The following is an 18,767-nucleotide window of genomic DNA, read 5'->3' as shown; positions in this document are numbered from 1 at the left end:
CCAAAGCAGTGTCAAGTGAAGATTGCGTTTGCGTTAAGCAATATAAATCATCAACTTGTCGACAGGCTCGCCTGCCTTTCCGCCCTGGAACGCGCTGCATTCTGTCAAAGCAGCATGGAGAATGCAAGCCCCGCGCGTATTTTTTCTAATGCCACGGGCTCGGGCACGCTGGGCGCACCCGACATTCTCCCTGCCCGCTCGGCAAGCGTTAAGGGAAAACACGCCTCCAGCCCGCCGTACACCATATCGGGCCATACCGCGTGCGGCACCTGCACACCTCGGGATATCACCCGGGCATCGCCGCCGGTGAGCAGCATCGGCAGCGCCACGCCTTGCTGGTCGCACACTTCACTGTAGACACGGTTGATCGCACTCACCGCTGCCATATAGATGCCGTGATTGACGGCTTCGACGGTACGCCGTCCCGGCTCCAGGAGTTCTTCGGCCTCGCTTTCAGGGTCAATGGCCACGTTACGGGTGCCGAGCTTCAAGCTCTCTTTCATCAAGCGCAAGCCAGGAATGATATAGCCGCCTAAGTGGTTACCCCCCGGGAGGACGAAATCCACCGTGATGGCGCTACCGCAGTCCACCGCGCAGCAACCGCCGGCCAGCTGATACCCCGCCAGCGCGCCCATCCAGCGGTCGACCCCTAGGCGCCCGGGCTCGTCATAGCCGTTCACCACGCCGAGCGCCTCCCGCGTCGAACGGGCAACGAAGACATGCGGCACCTGCCGGCGCAACAAAGCGACCGTCTCATCCAGCACCGCCGCCCGCGCGACACTCGAGATGCGCACCGACTCCACGACATCCAGATCGGGAATATCCGCGCCCGGGCGCCACTCCTCACGCGTCCACACGGCACCGCGCGAACGGATTTCACTGCTTTGCGTCTCCTTGAGGCGCCACTTGGAGAGCGTGTTACCAATATCCAGATCCAGAATCATAAGCGCCTGCGTATGCTGATCTCGCCACCGGCAAGGCGCCGAGAATGTCCTGCTTGCGTCACCCAGAGGTTACCGCTGGCATCCACTTCGCCAGCCGTGGCCTCGTACTTCTCATTACCTTGAAGGACGTAGACGGGCTCCCCCTCAAAGGCGTGCCGCTGATTCCATGCTGCCTGCCAGGCGCTAAAGCCGCGCGCTTCAAAGGTAGCGAGCATATCCAAAAGCCCAGCGATGACATCGGCCGCCAATCGGTTGCGTTCAACGTGCGGGCAGACGTCCGCCAGGGCGGCGACCGGCTGCCCAATCGCTGCGCGCATCGCCTCGGGCAGCCAGAGGTTCATCCCCATGCCGATCACCACTTCGCACGGCCCCGCGGCATCGCCGGTCACTTCCACCAAGATACCCGCAAGCTTGGAGAGCTCGCCGTCGCGGTTTTCGAGCAGCACGTCGTTGGGCCATTTGAGCTTGGGCGCTGCGTCGCAACGCTCCAGCGCTTGCGCCACCACCACGCCCACGGCAAGGCTTAACCCCTCAAGCGCCACCACCCCGCTTTCAAAACGCCAGCCGACGGAGAGCATCAAGCTCTGCCCCCAAGGCGTGGTCCAGGTACGCCCGCGGCGCCCGCGGCCGGCCGTTTGCAGCTCGACCAGGCACACCTCGCCGTGGCCGGCGCCTTGCTGAAAACGCTGACGCAGATACTCATTGCTTGAGGGCAGCTGGTCTTCAATAAAAAGCCGCGCCAAGTGGTGGCGCGCGCTTGCCGGAAGGTGGGCAACCACTTTCGCGCCCTCAAGCGGCTCTAGTCGCTGTACGAGACGGTAGCCGTGGCCCTTGACCGCCTCCATCTCGACCCCTAGCGCCTCTAGCTTTTTTAGCTGCTTCCAAACGGCCGCGCGGGAGATACCCAGTGCCTCGCCTAGCTGCTCGCCGGAGTGCACCTCACCATCGCTTAGTAAACGCATCAGATTGCCGATGGTCATTATTCTGCCCCACCTGGGAAAAGCCACATCTTACCGGAAGCGTTCACAGGGCGAAAACAAACCGAACATAATCAACACAACGCTGGCAGTCGACCGCTCCCAGACCCTATAATGCCGCCCTATTTTTTTAGCAGGATCGCGTCGTGATCGAGAATCTTCGCAACATTGCCATTATCGCCCACGTTGACCACGGTAAAACCACCCTCGTCGACAAACTTCTGAGTCAGTCAGGCACCCTAGACCGCAAAGCCGAAGGGCAAGAGCGTGTCATGGACTCCAACGACCAGGAGAAAGAGCGCGGGATTACCATCCTGGCCAAAAACACCGCGATTAAGTGGCAAGCCCCCAACGGCACCGACTACCACATCAATATCGTCGATACGCCGGGGCACGCCGATTTCGGCGGCGAAGTCGAGCGCGTGATGTCCATGGTGGACTCAGTACTGCTGCTGGTGGACGCCGTTGATGGCCCGATGCCTCAAACCCGCTTTGTCACACAGAAAGCCTTTGACCGTGGCTTGAAGCCGATCGTGGTGGTCAACAAGATCGACCGTCCCGGCGCGCGTCCGGACTGGGTGATTGACCAGATCTTTGATCTGTTCGATAACCTCGGGGCGTCCGATGACCAGCTCGACTTCCCGATCATCTACTGCTCGGCGCTTAACGGCATCGCCGGCCCAGAGCCCGAAGAGCTCGCCGACGACATGACGCCGATGTTCCAGTCCATCGTCGATATCGTCGAGCCGCCTAAAGTTGAGATCGACGGGCCTTTCCAGATGCAGATTTCCGCGCTGGATTACAACAGCTACGTCGGCGTTATCGGCCTTGGCCGCATTACCCGCGGCAGCGTTAAGCCCAACCAGCAAATCACCGTGGTGACCAAAGAGGGCAACACGCGTCGCGGCAAAATTGGTCAGGTGATGACCCACATGGGCCTGGAGCGGGTGCAGACCGATGAAGCCACCGCCGGCGATATCGTCTGCATCACCGGCATCGAGGACTTGGCCATCTCCGATACGCTATGCGATGTCAACCACGTCGAAGCGCTAACGCCGCTGACCGTCGATGAGCCCACGGTGTCGATGACGTTCCAGGTCAACGACTCGCCGTTCGCGGGCAAAGACGGCAAGTTCGTCACCAGCCGCAACATCAAAGATCGCCTGGAACAAGAGCTGATCCACAACGTGGCGCTGCGCGTCGAGCAGGGCGAAACCCCGGAGAAGTTCAAAGTCTCCGGCCGCGGCGAGCTGCACCTGTCGGTTTTGATCGAAACCATGCGCCGCGAAGGCTTTGAGCTTGCCGTCGGCCGCCCGGAAGTGATCATCAGAGAGATCGACGGCGAGAAGCAAGAGCCGTACGAAGAGGTGATCATCGACTGCGAAGAGCAGCACCAGGGCGCCATTATGGAGGAGCTGGGCTATCGCAAGGGCGAAATGACCAACATGAACCCGGACGGCAAAGGCCGGGTACGCTTGGACTTCATTATCCCCGCGCGGGGCTTGATTGGCTTTCGCGGTCAGTTTTTAACCCTGACCTCCGGCACCGGCATTTTGACCAGCCGCTTTGACCACTACGGCGCGCTCAAGCCCGACGCGGCCATCGAGCGCCGTAACGGCGTCATGGTCTCGATGGTGGATGGCAAGGCGCTGGCCTACGCCCTCTACACCCTGCAAGAGCGCGGCAAGCTGATCGTCGATCACGGCACCGAAGTCTACGAAGGCATGCTGATCGGTATCCACAGCCGCGCCAACGATCTCGTGGTCAACCCCACCAAGGGCAAGAAGCTCGACAACATGCGCGCCTCGGGCAACGATGAAAACATCGTGCTCACGCCGCCGATCAAGTTCACCCTGGAGCAGGCCATCGAGTTCCTCGACTCCGATGAGCTGGTGGAAGTGACGCCCAACCACATCCGCCTGCGTAAGAAGCTGCTCAAAGAGAACGAGCGTAAGCGCGCCAATAAAAAGTAACGCTCGCACCGCACCACGCACCAAGCCCGCTGACACAGCGGGCTTTTTTGGGTATCGCCTTTGCCTAACGCGCTTGCCCGTTAATACGGCCAACGCTAGACGGCTGGCACCCAACGCTTTAATCACGCAAAGTTGGGCGTTAAACGCGAGTATGAAAAATGCCGCTACCCAACATCACCTTCAACGGATATAACACGGACACTCCCCATGAGCGGTCACAACGTCTGGACACACAAAGGTACCTTTTTGCTCGCGGCGGTAGGCTCCGCCGTGGGGCTGGGGAACCTTTGGCGCTTTCCCTATCTCACCGGCGAAAATGGTGGCGGCGCTTTCATTCTGGTTTACGCGCTGACCATTTTCGCCGTGGGCATCCCCATTTTAATCGCGGAAATCATGCTCGGCCGCACCAGCCGTCAAAGCCCGATCATGGGCATGCGTCACCTAACCAAAACCCATAACACCTCACGCGGTTGGGAGACCATCGGCTGGCTGGGTGCCGCCTCCGCGTTTCTGATTTTGAGCTTTTATTCGGTGGTCGCCGGCTGGTCGCTGCACTACACCTGGCAGATGCTCACCGGCTCGTTGATCGGCGCCGATGCCGAGACCATCGGGGCGGGCTTTAACAGCCTGCTCGCCTCGCCGGGGCTGATGACGCTCTACCACACTCTCTTTATCGCCCTCTCCGCGCTGATCGTGGGCATGGGGATTCACAAGGGCATCGAAGGCGGCCTGCGCATCATTATGCCGGCGCTGTTTATTATTTTGCTGGTGGTGCTCGGCTACAGCGCGGTCAATGGCGATATCGGCGCCGCTGCCCGCTTTTTGTTCACGTTTAACCTTGCCGATCTGAGCCTAGAAGGCTGGCTACAAGCCATGGGGCAGTCGTTCTTCACCCTGAGCTTGGGGATGGGCGCGATCATGGCGTACGGCGCTTACATGTCGAGCACGGCCTCGCTCACCCGCACAGCGCTTGCAGTGGCGTTTGTGGATACCGCCGTAGCCTTGGTCGCCGGCCTGGCAATTTTTGCGCTGGTCTTTGGCGCCGGCCTCGAAACCGGCCAAGGACCGGGGCTGATGTTTGTCACCATACCGCTGGCGTTCGCTGAGATGCCGTTCGGCGCGCTGGTCGGCGGGGTGTTCTTTATCCTGGTACTAGGTGCCGCGCTTAGCTCATCGATCTCGCTGATTGAGCCGGTCGCCGCGTTTTTGGTCGAGCGCTTTGATCTCACCCGCCCGCAGTCGGTCGCCCTGATGGTCATCGCGAGCTGGGCGCTGGGGCTTTTAACCGTGGTGAGCTTCAACCTCTGGGCGGAAGGCACTATTTTCCACACCCTCTTTGGCCGCAGCGCGTTTGAGTTTATTGAGCTTTTGACCAATATCTTTATGCCGCTCGGTGGGTTATTGATTGCGCTGTTTGCCGGCTGGGCGCTAACGCAAAGCGAGGTCGCCAAAGAGCTCGGTGGCCATGACACCTGGTTTGCCGTGTGGCGCTTCTTGGTGCGCTTTATCGCCCCGGCGGCCGTGGCGTTTGTGTTCCTGCGCACCCTGCCGCAGGTTGAGGGCTACTGGATTCCGGCCATCGGCGCGCTAGTGATCGTCGGCGCCTTTGCCGCCGGGCGTACCTTTCTGGTCAATAACGCCCAACAACAATAATCGACCACCAAAATGATCGACTACCACAATCATCCACTACCCAACGAGGTCGCTTCATGACACCCATCATCGAGGTGCAGCGGGTTAACAAGGCATTTGGCGGCCTGCAGGTGATCAATGACTGCTCTATCCAGGTGGCCAAGGGCTCGGTCACCGGGATGATCGGCCCCAACGGGGCGGGGAAATCGACCCTGTTCAACGTGATCGCAGGCGCCCTGACCCCCGATAGCGGCCGCGTGTTGCTCAACGGCGAGGACATCACCGCACTGAGTGCAAACGCGCGCTTTCATAAGGGGCTGTTGCGCACGTTTCAGATCGCCCATGAGTTTGGCCACATGAGTGCGCTGGAAAACCTAATGATGGTGCCCCCCCACCAGCCCGGCGAAAGCCTGTTTAACACCTGGTTGAAGCCTGGGCAGGTGCGCGAGCACGAGGGCGAGGTGCGCCGCCGGGCACGGGAGGTCATCGACTTCATCGGTCTTTCGCACGTGCGCAACGAGCTTGCCGGCAACCTCTCCGGCGGCCAGAAAAAGCTTCTTGAGCTTGGCCGCACCATGATGACCGACGCCAAGGTGGTGCTGCTCGATGAGATCGCCGCCGGGGTTAACCGCACCCTGCTTGGCGACTTGATCGGTAATATCGAGCGGCTGAACCAGGAGATGGGCTACACCTTCCTGGTCATCGAGCACGACATGGAGATGATCGCGCGGCTGTGCGACCCGGTGATCGTGCTGGCCCAAGGCAGCGTGATGATGGAGGACACCATCGAGGCGGTGCAGAATAACCCCGAGGTGATCGAAGCGTACTTCGGCGGCAGCGCGGCCTGACGTTAAAGCGCGTGGCGACAGCGCGAGCACACAACAACGCTAAAAACATTCTGAGATACCACTTTGAGACATCACGACCATGCCTTTACTTGAAGCACGCGACGTGTACGGCGGTTACGGCGGCATGAACATCCTCAACGGGGTCAACATGACGCTGGAAGCGGATGAAGTGGGGGTGATTGTTGGCCCCAACGGCGCCGGTAAATCGACCATGCTGAAAGCCATTTTTGGCCTGCTGAATGTCAACCAGGGCGAGATCCTGCTGCTGGGCGAGCCCATCCACAACCTGCCGCCCAACAAGCTGGTGCAGCGCGGCATGGGGTTTATTCCCCAGGAGAAAAACGTCTTCCCGAGCCTCTCGGTGCAAGAAAACCTAGAGATGGGGGCGTTTCTCAAGCCGCACAACGTCAAGCGCATGCTCGCCCAGGTGTATGAGTTCTTCCCGCCGCTATATGACAAACGCCGCCAGCCCGCCGGCGAGCTTTCAGGGGGGCAACGCCAGATGGTCGCCATGGGGCGCGCGCTGATGGCCGAACCCAGCCTGTTGCTGCTCGACGAGCCGACCGCCGGGCTTTCGCCGCTATATATGAACGACATTTTCGCGCGGGTGAAAGAGATCAACGCCGCCGGCGTGGGCATCTTGATGGTCGAACAGAACGCCAAGCAGGCCTTGGCAATCGCGGATAAGGGCTTTGTCCTCGCGGCCGGCCAAAACCGCTTCACCGATACCGGGCAAGCCCTGCTGGCCGACCCAGATGTCGCCAAGAGCTTCCTCGGTGGGTAGCCCCCGGAGCCCGTACTGGAGAATCATGCCGTGAACGAACTGGTCTTTTTTATTAACAACGTGGTGGTCGCCGGCAGTGTGACCGGCTCCATCTACGCCATCGGCGCGGTGGGCGTGACGCTGATCTTCAGCATTATGCGCTTCGCCCATTTTGCCCACGCCGATATGATGACCTTCGGTGCCTTTATGGTGCTGCTCTTGACCACCGCCTTTCCCGCCGCCGGCGCCGCCATCGGCGTGCCCACCGCGCTTGTCATGCTGCCGCTGGCGATGCTGCTCACCGCAGGGCTGGCCGTAGGGATCGACCGGCTCTTCTACAAGCCGCTGCGCAGCCACGGCGTCAAACCCATTGTGCTGGTGATCGGCTCGCTGGGCGTGACGCTGATGCTGCAAGGCTTGATTCGCCTGTTTTCCGGTACCAGCGGGCAAAGCCTCTACGTCGATGACCGCAAAGAGATTTTCCGCCTAGCGCTGCCGTTTGACGGCGTGCGTATGCCGATTGTGGTCACCGAGCCCCAGGTCTACCTTTTTGTGATTACCCTGGTGACCGTGATTGCCCTACATCTGTTCTTAAACCGTTCGCGGCTGGGCAAGGCGATGCGGGCGATGTCGGATAATCCTGAGCTAGCTCAGGCCTCGGGCATCAATACTCACCTGATTGTCGCCGTGACCTGGGTCATCGCCGGCGGGCTTGCCGCCATCGCGGGCACATTATTATCGCTGGATGTCACCTTCAAGCCGGACTTGAGTTTCTTCTTGCTGCTGCCGATCTTCGCCGCGGCGATCGTCGGCGGCGTGGGGCACCCTTACGGGGCGATTGCCGGCGGTTTCGTGGTCGGCTTCGCCGAGACGCTAGCGGTGTTCAACTGGAACATTCTTCTACGCCCCTTCCGCGATAGCTTCCCTTCGTGGCTGGAGCTGCCCACCAATCTCGCCTTCGTCAGCACCGAGTACAAAATCGTGGTGCCGTTTTTCCTTCTTGTCGCCATTCTGGTGTGGCGCCCGACCGGGCTGTTCAAGGGTAAGGTGATCTGATGCGTACACAAGACAAACAGCGCGACGATTTGGTCGCCGCGCCCTCGGCTTTTCCGCTGCGCGAGGTGGTACTCTTCGGCGCCCTGCTCGTCGCGATTCTGAGCATCTACGCCTTGATGGGCGCGGCCTACAGCACGCGAATGCTGGTCGAGGCGGCCTGCTACGCCATTCTCGCCCTCGGCCTTACCATTCAGTGGGGCTACGCGGGGCAGTTCAATGCCGGGGTCATGGGCTTTGTGGCCTTGGGGGGCTACTGCGCCATGGCGTTCAGCATGCCGGTCAATGCTGAGTTTTGGTCAAGCCCTCTGGCCGGCGAGCTGGGCCAGGTGCTGCTTATCGCGGCCGTCGGTATTGCTGCGGTGGTCGGCGCCAGCCGTCTGCACCGTTTGGGTGTGCCTAAGCGCCTGCGCACCGTGCTCGCGGTGCTGGCCGCGCTGGTGGTGTACCTGCTTGTCTCCAGCCAGCTGGGCGCGGTGACCGAACAGATCGAGTCGCAGTTTGGTTATATCGGCGGCCTGGGTCTACCGCCGTGGCTGGGCTGGATTGTCGGCGGGGCGGTGGCCGGCGTGGTGGGCTACTTTATCGGCGGCGTGTGCCTAGGGCTTCGCAGCGACTACCTGGCCATCGCCACCCTGGGCATCGCCGAGATCATCAAGGCGGTACTCAAAAACGCCGACTGGCTGACCCGCGGCACCGCCACCGTCTCGCCGCTGCCCTGGCCGGTGCCAGGGCCGGGAGAAGTCGGCTTCACCCTCGCCCGCGCGCTCTATCTCTCGGTGACGGTGGTGATGATCGCGGTGATATTTTTCCTGCTGCACCGCGCCTACCACGCCCCTTGGGGCCGGATGATCCGCGCGATTCGCGATAACGAGACCGCCGCCGCGGCCATGGGGAAGGATATCAACAAGCGCCGCTTGGAGATTTTTGTCCTCGGCTGCATCTTGATGGGCATCGGCGGCGCGGCCCTGGGCAGCTTTAACGGCATCTTCGACCCGCAAGGCTATATGCCGCTCAATCACACCTTTCTGGTGCTGGTGATGGTGATCCTGGGCGGGCCGGGCAACAACCTGGGCACGATTTTTGGCGCCGTTGCGGTCTACCTGATCTGGGTGATGTCGGAGCCGTTGGCGCTTGCCGTGCTGGAGCTGGCCGTGGCCTTCGGCGAGGGCAGCTTCGGCTGGGACGCGCCCACCAACCTGGATAGCCGCGCGCTACAGGCCCGGGTGTTTGTGATCGGGCTTTTGATCACGCTGGTGCTGCGCTTTGCCCCCAAAGGGCTACTGCCCGAGAAAATTCGTTACCACGATTAAGCTCTCCAAGCCTTACGCAAAAAGCCCCGGCAGATTTCTCCGCCGGGGCTTTTTTAATGCGCGAGGCGCGCTTACTGGTCGAGGAAGCCTTTGCTGACAAACTCGCCGTCTTCCACCGCCATCTCTTCGACGATGCCCGGCACGTCGCCGTTTTCGTCAAATTCATGGCTGCCGGAGGCGCCTTCGTAGTTGATCTCCTCGCCGGCGGCGATCAACTCCACCGCCTTTTCCCACTCGCCGGGGAGAATCACTTCGCCAGGCGCGGTCGCGACGCTACGCAGCGCCTCGGAGAGCCCCTCACGCTCGGCGCTGCCGTTCTGCTCGATGGCAAGCGCGAGCAAGAAGGCGGCATCGTAGCCTTGGCCGGCAAAGACCGCTTCATGAGAAATACCCCCCGCCTCGGCCAGCTCCTCAAAGCGCTGGGTGCCGGGGGAGTCCGGGTTACCGGGGCGCGTGGCGATAAAGTTGTCGTTGAGCACCTCAACCCCCACGCCGTCGAGCAGCCCCGAAATCACCATGCCGTCGGCACCGATGTACTGGGTGAACATGCCGCTCTCGTAGGCTTGACGAACGACCGTCTGCCCGGAGGTATCGCCATAGGCCAGCACTACCAAATTGGGCACGCCGGTAGCGGCCAGAGTGCCAAGCTCGGCGCGGTAGTCGGCGCGGTTGTCTTCGTGGGCGAGGTTCTCCGCCACGGTGCCGCCTTCGGCCTCGTAAGTCGCCACGAAGGCATCGGCCAGGCCGCGACCGTAGTCGTTGTTCACATAGGTTACCGCGACCTCCTCGATGCCTTTTTCAAGCAGCATCTTGGCCAGCGCCTCGCCCTGGAAGGCATCGGAGGGCACGGTACGGAAGACCAGGTCATCATCGTCGAGCTCGCTGACCGCGGGAGCGGTTGACGCCGGCGAGACCATCACCACACCGCCCGGAATCGCTGCGTTATTGGCCGCGGCGATCGTCGCCCCGGTGCAGAGCGCGCCGACAATTGCGGTGACATTTTCGCTGTTGACCAGGCGATCCGCGGCGTTGGAGGCCGCCGAGGCGTCCGAGCAGGTGGTGTCGCCGCTGGGCATGGTCACCTCTTCGCCCCCGAGGATGCCGCCATGCTCGTTGACATGCTGCATGGCCAGCTGCGCGGCGTCATACACCGGCGGGGTCAAGGTTTCGATCGGCCCGGTGAAGCCGCCCAAAAAGCCCACTTTCACTTCGGCGTTGGCCACCCCGGTCAACGCCAGCGTTGAGGCGGCGACGGCACTAGCGAGTATGCGTTTATTGATCATGTTATTTAGCACTCCCGATAAATGGTCCCTAAAATGTCCAGCATTAGGGCGTGTTAAATTAAAAGGTTCTTCATTCAAAGGCCCTGTCACAATTTGGAACCAAATGGGAAAAAATACAACTGGCGCTTTTAACGCTCGCGCCAGGTCGCACGCTAGGCGGCCCAGCCAAAGCCCAAAATCGGCATCGCGAGGGCAAACATCGCCAAACAGATCATCACCACCGCGATCACGCTCATCACCGCCCCGGCGCGCAGCATGTCCATCACGCGGACTTTGCCGCTGCCGAATACCACCGCATTGGGCGGCGTGGCCACGGGCAGCATGAACGCGCACGACGCCGCCATCGCCACTGGCACCGCCAACAGCAAGGGGCTGGCATCAAGGCTCACCGTCAGCGCGGCCGTGAGCGGCAAAATCGCCGCGGCCGTGGCGCTGTTGCTGGTGACGTGGCTCATTAGCATGACGATCACCACCACCATCAAAATCATCGCCCAGCTCGGCCAAGCACCAAACACCGCCAGGCCATTGGCCACCACGCCCGCAAGCCCCGAGCTTTCGATCGCCGTTCCCAGGCTCAAACCGCCGCCCACCAGAAGCAGCACGCCCCAGGGCAAGTTCTTCGCGCTCTCCCAGTCGAGCAGGAACTGGCGCTGGCGCCAGCGCGCCGGCACCACGAACAGCAACAGCGCCCCCATCACGGCGATACCGCCGTCGCTTAGCGTTAACCCTGTCCACTCTTGTAGAAGCGGGCGCGTAATCCACGCTACCGCCACCAGGGAAAACACCGCCGCCACGCGCTTTTCGGGGCCACTCATGGCGCCCAGATCCTCCGCCTGCTGGCTCAACATGGCGCTGATGCCGTGCAGCGGCGCGTGCGACACGGGAAAAATCGTAAACGTCAACAGCCACCAGGCCGCGACCAGCATGATGGCCGCCGGCGGAATCGCCACCAGCATCCACTGCGCAAACCCGATCTGGATGCCGTAGTTATCGCCGATAAAACCGGCCAATAGCGCATTCGGAGGCGTGCCGATCAGCGTTCCCATACCGCCAATATTGGCCGCCAGGGCGATCCCCAGCAGCATGCAGAGCGCCAGGGCACGCTGCTGATCGGCATTGAGTTCGTCGTCGCGCTCCATCAGCGCCAGCACCGACATGCCGATCGGCACCATCAGCGCCGCCGTGGCGGTATTGCTCACCCACATGCTCAAAAACGCCGTGGCCGCCATAAAGCCTGCCACCAGATGGTCGGGGCGCTTGCCCGCCACCGACAGCACGCCGAGGGCGATACGCCGGTGTAAGTTCCAGCGCTGGATCGCCTCGGCGAGCATGAAGCCGCCCAGAAAGAGAAAAATCAACGGGTTAGCATAAGACTCGGCCGCCGCGCTGATATCCCCCACGCCCAACAGCGGCAGCAGCGCCACCGGCAGCAGCGCCGTGACCGCCATCGGCACCGGCTCCAGAATCCACCACACCGCCATCCACGCGGTGAGCGCAACCACGCTCCACGCCACGGGAGGCATATCGGCGGGCGCCTCCACCCATGACAGCAGCAGCGCCAATAGCGGCCCCAGAAAGAGCCCTAGCGTCACTTTTGTCCGTGCGACATCCATCATTTCTGCTCCTCATCCTCAATGCGTGCAGCCCAGCGTTTGCGCGCCTTGTTGCGCTGGTAGAGCCGCACTAGCGCAATCCCCAGCGCCGCCGTCACCATCGCCGCCAGCGTAACGCCCTGCCAGGGCCGCGCGGCATCGTCGAGCACGGTTTCTAGGGTGATGATCACGGTCAAGCCTAGCGCTTGCGAGCCAATCGCCAGCGCCCGTAACGGATCAAAAGTGGGCTGAGGCATAATCTCTCCGAATGTGGGTAAATGCGTGATAGGGTTTGTCCAACGAAGGCGTGCTAACCCGGTCGCCCTAGTGTAATAACAATGCAGGGCAACTATGTATTGAGAACACCATGAATGCTATCGCTCTAGGCCCTTTGCTGCTTTCGCTTCCGCGCCTTTACGCCTTTGCCTGCGCGCTGTTGCTGATCATCGCCGCGCGCTATTTACTCGGCTTGCCCCAATCACTGCGCCAGCGCTGGGTCACCGGGCTGATGATCGCCTGGCTAGTAGGCGCCCGCGTGGGGTATATCGCTCTCTACGTTGAGAGCTACGCCGCCGCGCCGCTAGACGCCATCAAACTCTGGCAGCCAGGGTATCACGGCCTCTGGGGAATGCTCGCCGGGCTGATCTGGAGCGCCTGGGCGCTGCGCGAGCGGCTGATCGCCATGGGCGGTGCGATGGCGCTGCTCATCGGCGCCTCTAGCCTTTGGCTGGTGCTGGTAACCCTTGCGCCACTTGGCGGCGGCAGCGTCGCGGCGCTGCCCGACATTAAACTGGAAGATCTCGACGGCAACGCCGTGGCGCTGCCCGACCTGGCCGACGGCCAGGGCAAGATCATCGTCAATCTGTGGGCCACCTGGTGCCCGCCGTGTCTGCGCGAAATGCCGCTGCTGGCGGAGGCCGCCGAGCGTCAGGGGGTCACCGTGGTAGTCGCCAATCAGGGCGAAGACCTCCTCCCCATCGCCCGCTACCTCGACGAACAAGGCCTCGATTTCCGCTACGCGCTACGCGACCCAAATCAGCAGCTGATGGTGGCCTTCGACGCCCCCGGCTTGCCCACCACGGTTCTGTTTGACGGCAACGGCCGCGCGCTTTCCCAGCACGTCGGCGAGCTCACCCGCGCGCAGCTGGATCAGTGGCTTAACCCGTGAACCTCAGATTAACGCGACTAGCGCTTAATCCTGCTCCCCCTTTGCGTTAGAATCCCCCGCCCCATTAGCCGCCGGCCACCCATCCGGCGGTTGTTGACCCGTTTCTAGCATCCTTACTCAGCACACTTTGAGGCACCATGAGCGATTTCTCTCCCGGCCAGCGCTGGATCAGCGACGGCGAAGCTGAGCTTGGGCTTGGCACCGTGCTTAACTGCGACGCCCGCAGCGTGACAATTCTGTTCAGTGCCAGCCAGGAAACCCGTACCTACAATACCCGCCAGGCGCCGCTAACCCGTGTGCAGTTTGGCAGCGGTGACCAGATTATCTCTGCCGATGGATGGCGGATGCTTGTCGATGACAGCAAAGAGCAGGGCGGGCTGATCACCTATATCGGCCAGGACGCCAGCGGTGAGCTGCGCGAGCTGCCCGAAGCCAAGCTCGCCGATACCATGCAGTTCGACCAGGCCCGCGACCGCCTGCTGACCGGTCAGGTCGACCGCAACGACTGGTTCGACCTGCGCTTTCGCACCCTGCACCACCATCAGCGCATCGAGCAGCACAGCGCGCTGGGCTTTTCCGGGCCGCGCATCGATCTGATCCCGCATCAGCTCTATATCGCCGATGAGGTCGCCGGCCGCCACGCCCCACGCGTGCTACTCGCCGACGAGGTTGGCCTGGGCAAGACCATCGAGGCGGGGCTGATTCTTCACCGTCTGCTGCTCGTGGGGCGCGTCGAGCGCGCGCTGATTCTAGTGCCCGATAGCCTCACCCACCAGTGGCTAGTGGAACTGCTGCGCCGCTTCTCGCTTAACGTCACGCTGCTCGATGAGAGCCAGAGCCAGGCCCACGGCAGCGCCAACCCGTTCGAGAGCAGCCAGCTGATACTCGCCAGCCAAGATTGGCTATTTTCCAACCCCGCGCGCCAGGAGCAGGCGCTGGCGAGCCACTTTGATCTGCTTATTGTTGATGAAGCCCACCACCTCGACTGGCACGAAGAGGGCAGCGGCCCCGGTTACCGCTGCGTGGAGCGCCTCTCCGCCGATATCGACGGACTGCTGCTGCTCACCGCGACCCCGGAGCAGATGGGGCTGGAAAGCCACTTCGCCCGCCTGCGCCTGCTCGACCCCGAGCGCTACCACGACCTCGCGCGCTTTAAGGAGGAGGAGCGCCACTACGTCGAAGTGGCCAGCGCCATCGAGGCACTGGACGCCTTGCCCGGCGATACCCGTGCCCGCGCCAAGGTCGACGCCGTGGCCGACGACCGCGACAGCCAAGCGCTGCTCGAAACGCTGACCAACCCCGAAGCCAGCGAAGCACAGCACGACGCCGCCCGCACGCAGCTGCGCGACGCCCTGCTCGACCGCCACGGCACCGGGCGAGTGATGTTTCGCAACAGCCGCCGCCACGTGGGCGGCTTCCCCGAGCGGCGCTATCACCCCGTGCCGCTGGCGCTGCCTTCCGCCTATCGCCGCGTGCTGCGCCGTTTGGAGCGCGACGAGGACTACCTCGATGAGCTTCTGATCGAAACCGGCATGGATCACCCGGATGTGCTGATCTACCCGGACGCCATGTACCGCGAGCTCTCCAACGACCCGCTCAACGCCGAGCAGTGGTGGCACATCGACCCGCGCATCAACTGGCTGTTGGAGACACTCAGCGACGATAGCGAAAGCGGCTTTGCCAACGATAAGGTCCTGGTGATCGCCCACCACCGCGAAACCGCCGAGGGCATCGCCGAAGGCCTGCGCGTGCTCGGCGGCTACCACGCCCCGGTGTTCCACGAAGACCTCTCGCTGATCGAGCGCGACCGCGCCGCGGCGGCCTTTGCCGACGAAGAAGAGGGCTGCCAAGTGCTGGTATGCTCGGAAATCGGCTCCGAGGGGCGTAATTTTCAGTTCTGCCGCCACCTGGTGATGTTCGACCTGCCCCAGCACCCGGATCAGCTTGAGCAGCGCATCGGCCGCCTCGACCGTATCGGCCAGCAGCACGCCATCGAGATTCACGTGCCCACCTTTGAGGGCAGCCCGGGTGAGCGTCTATTGCGCTGGTACCACGACGGCATGGACGCGTTCAGCGCCCCTCACGGCGTGGGCAGCGACCTGTTCGACGCCTTTGGCGACGCCCTGGCCGATGCGCTACTCGACGACGAGATGCTTGACGAGATCGTCGAGGAGACCCGTGAGATGTTCACGGCCAGGCTCGCCGAGCGCGACGCCGGGCGCAATCGCCTGCTCGAACTCAACGCCTGCCGCCCCGCGCGGGCGCAAGCGGTGATCGATGCGGTACGCGAATTGGACGACGACAAGGCGCTGCCGCGCTTTGTCGAGCGCGCGCTGGATATCTTCGGCGTGGAGAGCCAGGAGCTCGGCGGCCACGTGATGCTGCTCTCCCCCAGCCAGCAAATGCTCGACGGCCTGCCGGGGTTGGCGAAAGGTGAAGAAGGCTTCTCCGCCACCTACCGCCGCGATGTAGCGCTGGCGCGCGACGACATTCAGCGGCTCTCCTGGGAGCACCCGCTGCTGCGCGAAATGATGGGGCGGATTATCGACGGCACCATGGGCAACACGGCGCTGGCGCTGCTGCGCCACCCGGCGATTGCCAGCGGGCGGCTGATGGCGGAACTGGTGTTTCGCACCCACTGCCCAGCGCCCAAGCGGCTGCACCTTAATCGCTTTCTGCCGCCCACGGCGGTGCGCGTGCTGCTTGATGAGTCAGGCGCCAACCTGACCGACAAAATCTCCTTTACCGGGCTCTCCAAGAACGTGCAGAAAGTGAACAAGTCGTTGGCGCGAGATTTGATCAAAAGCCGCCACGAGCAGCTGCGCGAGCTTTTAACCCAGGGCGAGGGAGAGGCCGAGCGCGAGCTACCCAGCATTATCGAGGCCGCGGAAACCCGCATGCGCGCCCAGCTGGATAGCGAGCTTGCCCGCTTGACGGCGCTGGCCGAGCACAACCCGGCGGTGCGCGACGCGGAGATCCAGGCGCTAAAAGAGGAGCGCGCCGCGCTAAGCGATGCGATCGAAAACACCCGCTTGCGCCTAGACGCAGTGCGGGTGGTAATCACCGTCGATGCCGAGCGCTAACGCAGAATCGCGTCCAGCGCCTTGTCGAGCGTGGGGTATTGAAAAGTAAACCCCGCCTCTTCCAGGCGCTTGGGCCGCATATCGGCGCCGGTGAGCAGCAGCCGCGCCATCTCCCCCAGGGCGATTTTGAGCACGAACGCGGGCGCGGGAAATATCGCCGGGCGATGGAGCGTTTTGGCAAGCGTTTGGGCGAACTCCGCGTTGGTGACCGGGTTGGGAGCGCTGGCGTTGAACGGCCCGCTTAGGCTGTCATCCTTGAGGAGAAACAGGATCGCCTCCACCAAATCATCGCGGTGAATCCACGGCATGAACTGCGTGCCGTCGCCAAACCGCCCGCCCAGGCCGAGCTTGAACGGCGGCAGCATTTTTTGCAGGGTCCCGCCGCCGGCATCCAGCACCAGGCCAATGCGCACAATCGCCAAGCGCACGCCGTACTCCTCGACCTCTTTGGCCGCCGCCTCCCATTGGGCACACAGGCGGTGGACAAACTCATCGTTGGGCGGCGTCTCTTCGGTGACTTTTTTATCGCCCTGATCGCCGTAGTAGCCCATGGCCGAGGCGGACACCATGGCCTTCGGCAGCGGCTGGCCGTTCTCTTTTAAGCGTTCGCAAAGGGTGACGAGCTGCTGCGTCACCTTTAGGCGCGACTCGACCAGCTCCTTTTTTTGCGCCTCATTCCAGCGCTTGGCGGCGATCGATTCGCCGGCGAGATTCACCAGCGCCTCGGGCGGTGAATCGACAAAGGCCTGGGCGCTTTCGCGCACGTCGCACTCTTGGGGCAGGTGGCGGCGCGCCTGCTTGGGCGAGCGCGATACCACTTGCGGCTCGTGCCCCTCGGCGACTAAGCGCTCGCACAGCCGTTGCCCCACAAACCCACTACCACCGGTGATGAGTACACGCATTTAAAACTCCTTGCCCACGCGGCTTTTAGGCGCGGTAAATGACGAAATGTAGCCACCAGTATTGCACAAAATTTATACCTATCTGGTACGATGAAAAAACGTTTTGCTTTTTCAGAGGATGCTCGTGATGGCAGCTCACCCCTCTTCTCGCATCGCCGTGATTGGCGCCGGTATCGCCGGGCTCGCCTGTGCCAAGCGGCTTAGCAACGCAGGCCAAAGCGTTACGCTATTTGATAAAGCGCGCGGCCCGGGCGGGCGCATGTCCAGCAAGCGTCGGCCTAAGGCGACCTTGGATCTCGGCGCTCAGGCATTCACCGTGCGCCACGCCGATTTCGCCGCTGAGGTCGAGCGCTGGCGCGATGCCGGCTGCGTCGCAAAGTGGCCAAACTGCCTTTATCAGGCTAGCCCAAGTGGCTGGCAGGTGCATCACGATGGGCAAAACCGCTTTGTCGGCGCGCCGCGCATGAGCGCGATCACCCGCCACTTGGCCGAGTCGCTCGAAAGCCAAGGTGCCGCCCTGCATACCCAAACTCGGATTACCACGCTTAACCCAACGACAGACGGCTGGCAGCTTAAAAGCGCCACCGACGAGGTATTTGGCCCTTATACACACGTCGTCATCAGCGCGCCGCCGCCACAAGCCGCCAAGCTGGTACAAGAGTGGGATAACCGCCTGTTTTCGCTCTGCCAGCGCCTGCCCCAGCGCAGCTGCTGGGCCGGCTGGGTGGTGTTTGACGCCCCCCTTCCGGCGCTTCCCGGCGAGGCCAGCGAGTGGCAGATGGCGCGCGCCCAGCACCCAGCCCTGCGGCTTATCTCGCGCAACCATACCAAGCCCGGGCGCGAGGACGCGCCCGAAAGCGTCAGCCTCATCGCGCAACTCGACTGGAGCGAGGAACATCTGGAAGAGGAGAGCGATGCCGTCGCGCAGAAGCTCTTTGACGCCCTGAGAAGCCTCTACCCCGCGCCGCTGAGATGGCCCAAGATTGTCGACATGGGCGCCCACCGCTGGCGCTACTCGCAACCCGCTGAAAACGCCGACATGCCAGAAGAGGGGTTTGCGATTGGCCACGACGGACTTTCGCTTTGCGGCGATAGCCTACGCGGTGGCCGCGTTGAAGACGCCTGGCTTTCGGGGCACCAGCTTGCCCAAGCGCTTAGCGGGCAAAATTGATCGAGAACAGGGCCGCAGCGGCTTAACCGCGCTGAGTGGTTGTACCCAGCGGCTACAAGTTGTAC

The 18,767-nt window shown here is 62.5% G+C and carries 15 protein-coding genes; 9 read left to right on the top strand and 6 right to left on the bottom strand.

Going from position 1 to position 18,767, the window contains the following annotated elements; translation table 11 throughout:
• Positions 1-104 precede the first annotated feature (104 nt).
• Together BQ9846_RS08395 and BQ9846_RS08390 are read right to left on the bottom strand one after the other, a co-directional pair.
• Positions 105-944 carry a type III pantothenate kinase gene (locus BQ9846_RS08395; protein WP_075880568.1) on the bottom strand — a complete coding sequence of 280 codons (840 nt, stop codon included), beginning with the start codon at positions 942-944 and terminating at the stop codon, positions 105-107.
• Positions 941-1,924 (bottom strand): biotin--[acetyl-CoA-carboxylase] ligase, encoded by a 984-nt coding sequence (locus BQ9846_RS08390; protein ID WP_075880567.1) that lies wholly within the window; start codon positions 1,922-1,924, stop codon positions 941-943. Before BQ9846_RS08390 ends, BQ9846_RS08395 begins: the two co-directional genes overlap by 4 nt.
• A 143-nt stretch (positions 1,925-2,067) precedes the next feature.
• Here BQ9846_RS08390 and typA point away from each other — a divergent pair, with 143 nt between their 5' ends.
• The 6 genes from typA (at position 2,068) to BQ9846_RS08360 (ending at position 9,503) form a co-directional block, all read left to right on the top strand.
• The gene (gene typA / locus BQ9846_RS08385; protein WP_075880566.1) at positions 2,068-3,894 is read left to right on the top strand and encodes a translational GTPase TypA; all 1,827 of its coding nucleotides are present in this window, start codon (positions 2,068-2,070) and stop codon (positions 3,892-3,894) included.
• A 207-nt stretch (positions 3,895-4,101) separates the two neighbouring features.
• A complete protein-coding gene (locus BQ9846_RS08380; protein ID WP_075880565.1) occupies positions 4,102-5,547 on the top strand; it encodes a sodium-dependent transporter in 1,446 nt (481 codons plus the stop codon).
• A 56-nt stretch (positions 5,548-5,603) separates the two neighbouring features.
• Entirely contained in the window at positions 5,604-6,374 is a 771-nt protein-coding gene (locus BQ9846_RS08375) for an ABC transporter ATP-binding protein (RefSeq protein ID WP_075880564.1), read from the top strand.
• 79 nt (positions 6,375-6,453) lie between these two features.
• Complete coding sequence (locus BQ9846_RS08370; RefSeq protein WP_075880563.1) at positions 6,454-7,158, top strand: ABC transporter ATP-binding protein; 705 nt, start codon at positions 6,454-6,456, stop codon at positions 7,156-7,158.
• A gap of 30 nt (positions 7,159-7,188) precedes the next feature.
• A complete protein-coding gene (locus BQ9846_RS08365; RefSeq protein WP_075880562.1) occupies positions 7,189-8,193 on the top strand; it encodes a branched-chain amino acid ABC transporter permease in 1,005 nt (334 codons plus the stop codon).
• Positions 8,193-9,503 (top strand): branched-chain amino acid ABC transporter permease, encoded by a 1,311-nt coding sequence (locus BQ9846_RS08360; RefSeq protein ID WP_075880561.1) that lies wholly within the window; start codon positions 8,193-8,195, stop codon positions 9,501-9,503. Before BQ9846_RS08365 ends, BQ9846_RS08360 begins: the two co-directional genes overlap by 1 nt.
• Before the next feature lie 71 nt (positions 9,504-9,574).
• Here the strand turns inward: BQ9846_RS08360 and BQ9846_RS08355 are convergent, their stop codons facing one another.
• The 3 genes from BQ9846_RS08355 to BQ9846_RS08345 form a co-directional block, all read right to left on the bottom strand.
• Positions 9,575-10,786 carry an ABC transporter substrate-binding protein gene (locus BQ9846_RS08355; RefSeq protein WP_075880560.1) on the bottom strand — a complete coding sequence of 404 codons (1,212 nt, stop codon included), beginning with the start codon at positions 10,784-10,786 and terminating at the stop codon, positions 9,575-9,577.
• A 152-nt stretch (positions 10,787-10,938) separates the two neighbouring features.
• Positions 10,939-12,402 (bottom strand): SLC13 family permease, encoded by a 1,464-nt coding sequence (locus tag BQ9846_RS08350; protein WP_144049402.1) that lies wholly within the window; start codon positions 12,400-12,402, stop codon positions 10,939-10,941.
• Positions 12,399-12,635: a hypothetical protein gene (locus tag BQ9846_RS08345; protein WP_075880559.1), complete on the bottom strand. Its 237-nt coding sequence runs from the start codon at positions 12,633-12,635 to the stop codon at positions 12,399-12,401. The genes BQ9846_RS08350 and BQ9846_RS08345 overlap by 4 nt, the downstream gene beginning before the upstream one ends.
• 110 nt (positions 12,636-12,745) lie before the next feature.
• On the opposite strand from BQ9846_RS08345, the gene BQ9846_RS08340 reads away from it, so the two are divergent.
• Both BQ9846_RS08340 and rapA read left to right on the top strand, forming a co-directional pair.
• Positions 12,746-13,546 (top strand): TlpA disulfide reductase family protein, encoded by an 801-nt coding sequence (locus BQ9846_RS08340; protein WP_075880558.1) that lies wholly within the window; start codon positions 12,746-12,748, stop codon positions 13,544-13,546.
• 137 nt (positions 13,547-13,683) lie between these two features.
• Positions 13,684-16,629 carry an RNA polymerase-associated protein RapA gene (rapA, locus tag BQ9846_RS08335; RefSeq protein WP_075880557.1) on the top strand — a complete coding sequence of 982 codons (2,946 nt, stop codon included), beginning with the start codon at positions 13,684-13,686 and terminating at the stop codon, positions 16,627-16,629.
• On the opposite strand, the gene BQ9846_RS08330 is transcribed toward rapA, so the two are convergent.
• Positions 16,626-17,531: a TIGR01777 family oxidoreductase gene (locus BQ9846_RS08330; RefSeq protein ID WP_075880556.1), complete on the bottom strand. Its 906-nt coding sequence runs from the start codon at positions 17,529-17,531 to the stop codon at positions 16,626-16,628. The genes rapA and BQ9846_RS08330 overlap by 4 nt on opposite strands.
• Positions 17,532-17,658: 127 nt before the next feature.
• Between BQ9846_RS08330 and BQ9846_RS08325 the strand changes: the two genes are divergently transcribed.
• On the top strand, positions 17,659-18,702 hold the full coding sequence (locus BQ9846_RS08325; RefSeq protein ID WP_075880555.1) for an NAD(P)/FAD-dependent oxidoreductase: 1,044 nt from the start codon (positions 17,659-17,661) through the stop codon (positions 18,700-18,702).
• The last annotated feature ends 65 nt before the right edge of the window (positions 18,703-18,767 follow it).

This window comes from Vreelandella massiliensis (assembly GCF_900155385.1).
Classification (GTDB): Bacteria; Pseudomonadota; Gammaproteobacteria; order Pseudomonadales; family Halomonadaceae; genus Vreelandella; species Vreelandella massiliensis.
Note: the sequence above shows the minus strand (reverse complement) of the source record. Positions and strands in the feature narration are given on the sequence as shown.

Bases quoted from the DNA above. Each gene is read 5' to 3' on its own strand.
- BQ9846_RS08395 (WP_075880568.1), bottom strand. From the start codon at position 944: ATGATTCTGGATCTGGATATTGGTAACACGCTCTCCAAGTGGCGCCTC.
- BQ9846_RS08390 (WP_075880567.1), bottom strand. From the start codon at position 1,924: ATGACCATCGGCAATCTGATGCGTTTACTAAGCGATGGTGAGGTGCAC.
- BQ9846_RS08380 (WP_075880565.1), top strand. From the start codon at position 4,102: ATGAGCGGTCACAACGTCTGGACACACAAAGGTACCTTTTTGCTCGCG.
- BQ9846_RS08375 (WP_075880564.1), top strand. From the start codon at position 5,604: ATGACACCCATCATCGAGGTGCAGCGGGTTAACAAGGCATTTGGCGGC.
- BQ9846_RS08370 (WP_075880563.1), top strand. From the start codon at position 6,454: ATGCCTTTACTTGAAGCACGCGACGTGTACGGCGGTTACGGCGGCATG.
- BQ9846_RS08360 (WP_075880561.1), top strand. From the start codon at position 8,193: ATGCGTACACAAGACAAACAGCGCGACGATTTGGTCGCCGCGCCCTCG.
- BQ9846_RS08355 (WP_075880560.1), bottom strand. From the start codon at position 10,786: ATGATCAATAAACGCATACTCGCTAGTGCCGTCGCCGCCTCAACGCTG.
- BQ9846_RS08350 (WP_144049402.1), bottom strand. From the start codon at position 12,402: ATGATGGATGTCGCACGGACAAAAGTGACGCTAGGGCTCTTTCTGGGG.
- BQ9846_RS08345 (WP_075880559.1), bottom strand. From the start codon at position 12,635: ATGCCTCAGCCCACTTTTGATCCGTTACGGGCGCTGGCGATTGGCTCG.
- BQ9846_RS08340 (WP_075880558.1), top strand. From the start codon at position 12,746: ATGAATGCTATCGCTCTAGGCCCTTTGCTGCTTTCGCTTCCGCGCCTT.
- rapA (WP_075880557.1), top strand. From the start codon at position 13,684: ATGAGCGATTTCTCTCCCGGCCAGCGCTGGATCAGCGACGGCGAAGCT.
- BQ9846_RS08330 (WP_075880556.1), bottom strand. From the start codon at position 17,531: ATGCGTGTACTCATCACCGGTGGTAGTGGGTTTGTGGGGCAACGGCTG.
- BQ9846_RS08325 (WP_075880555.1), top strand. From the start codon at position 17,659: ATGGCAGCTCACCCCTCTTCTCGCATCGCCGTGATTGGCGCCGGTATC.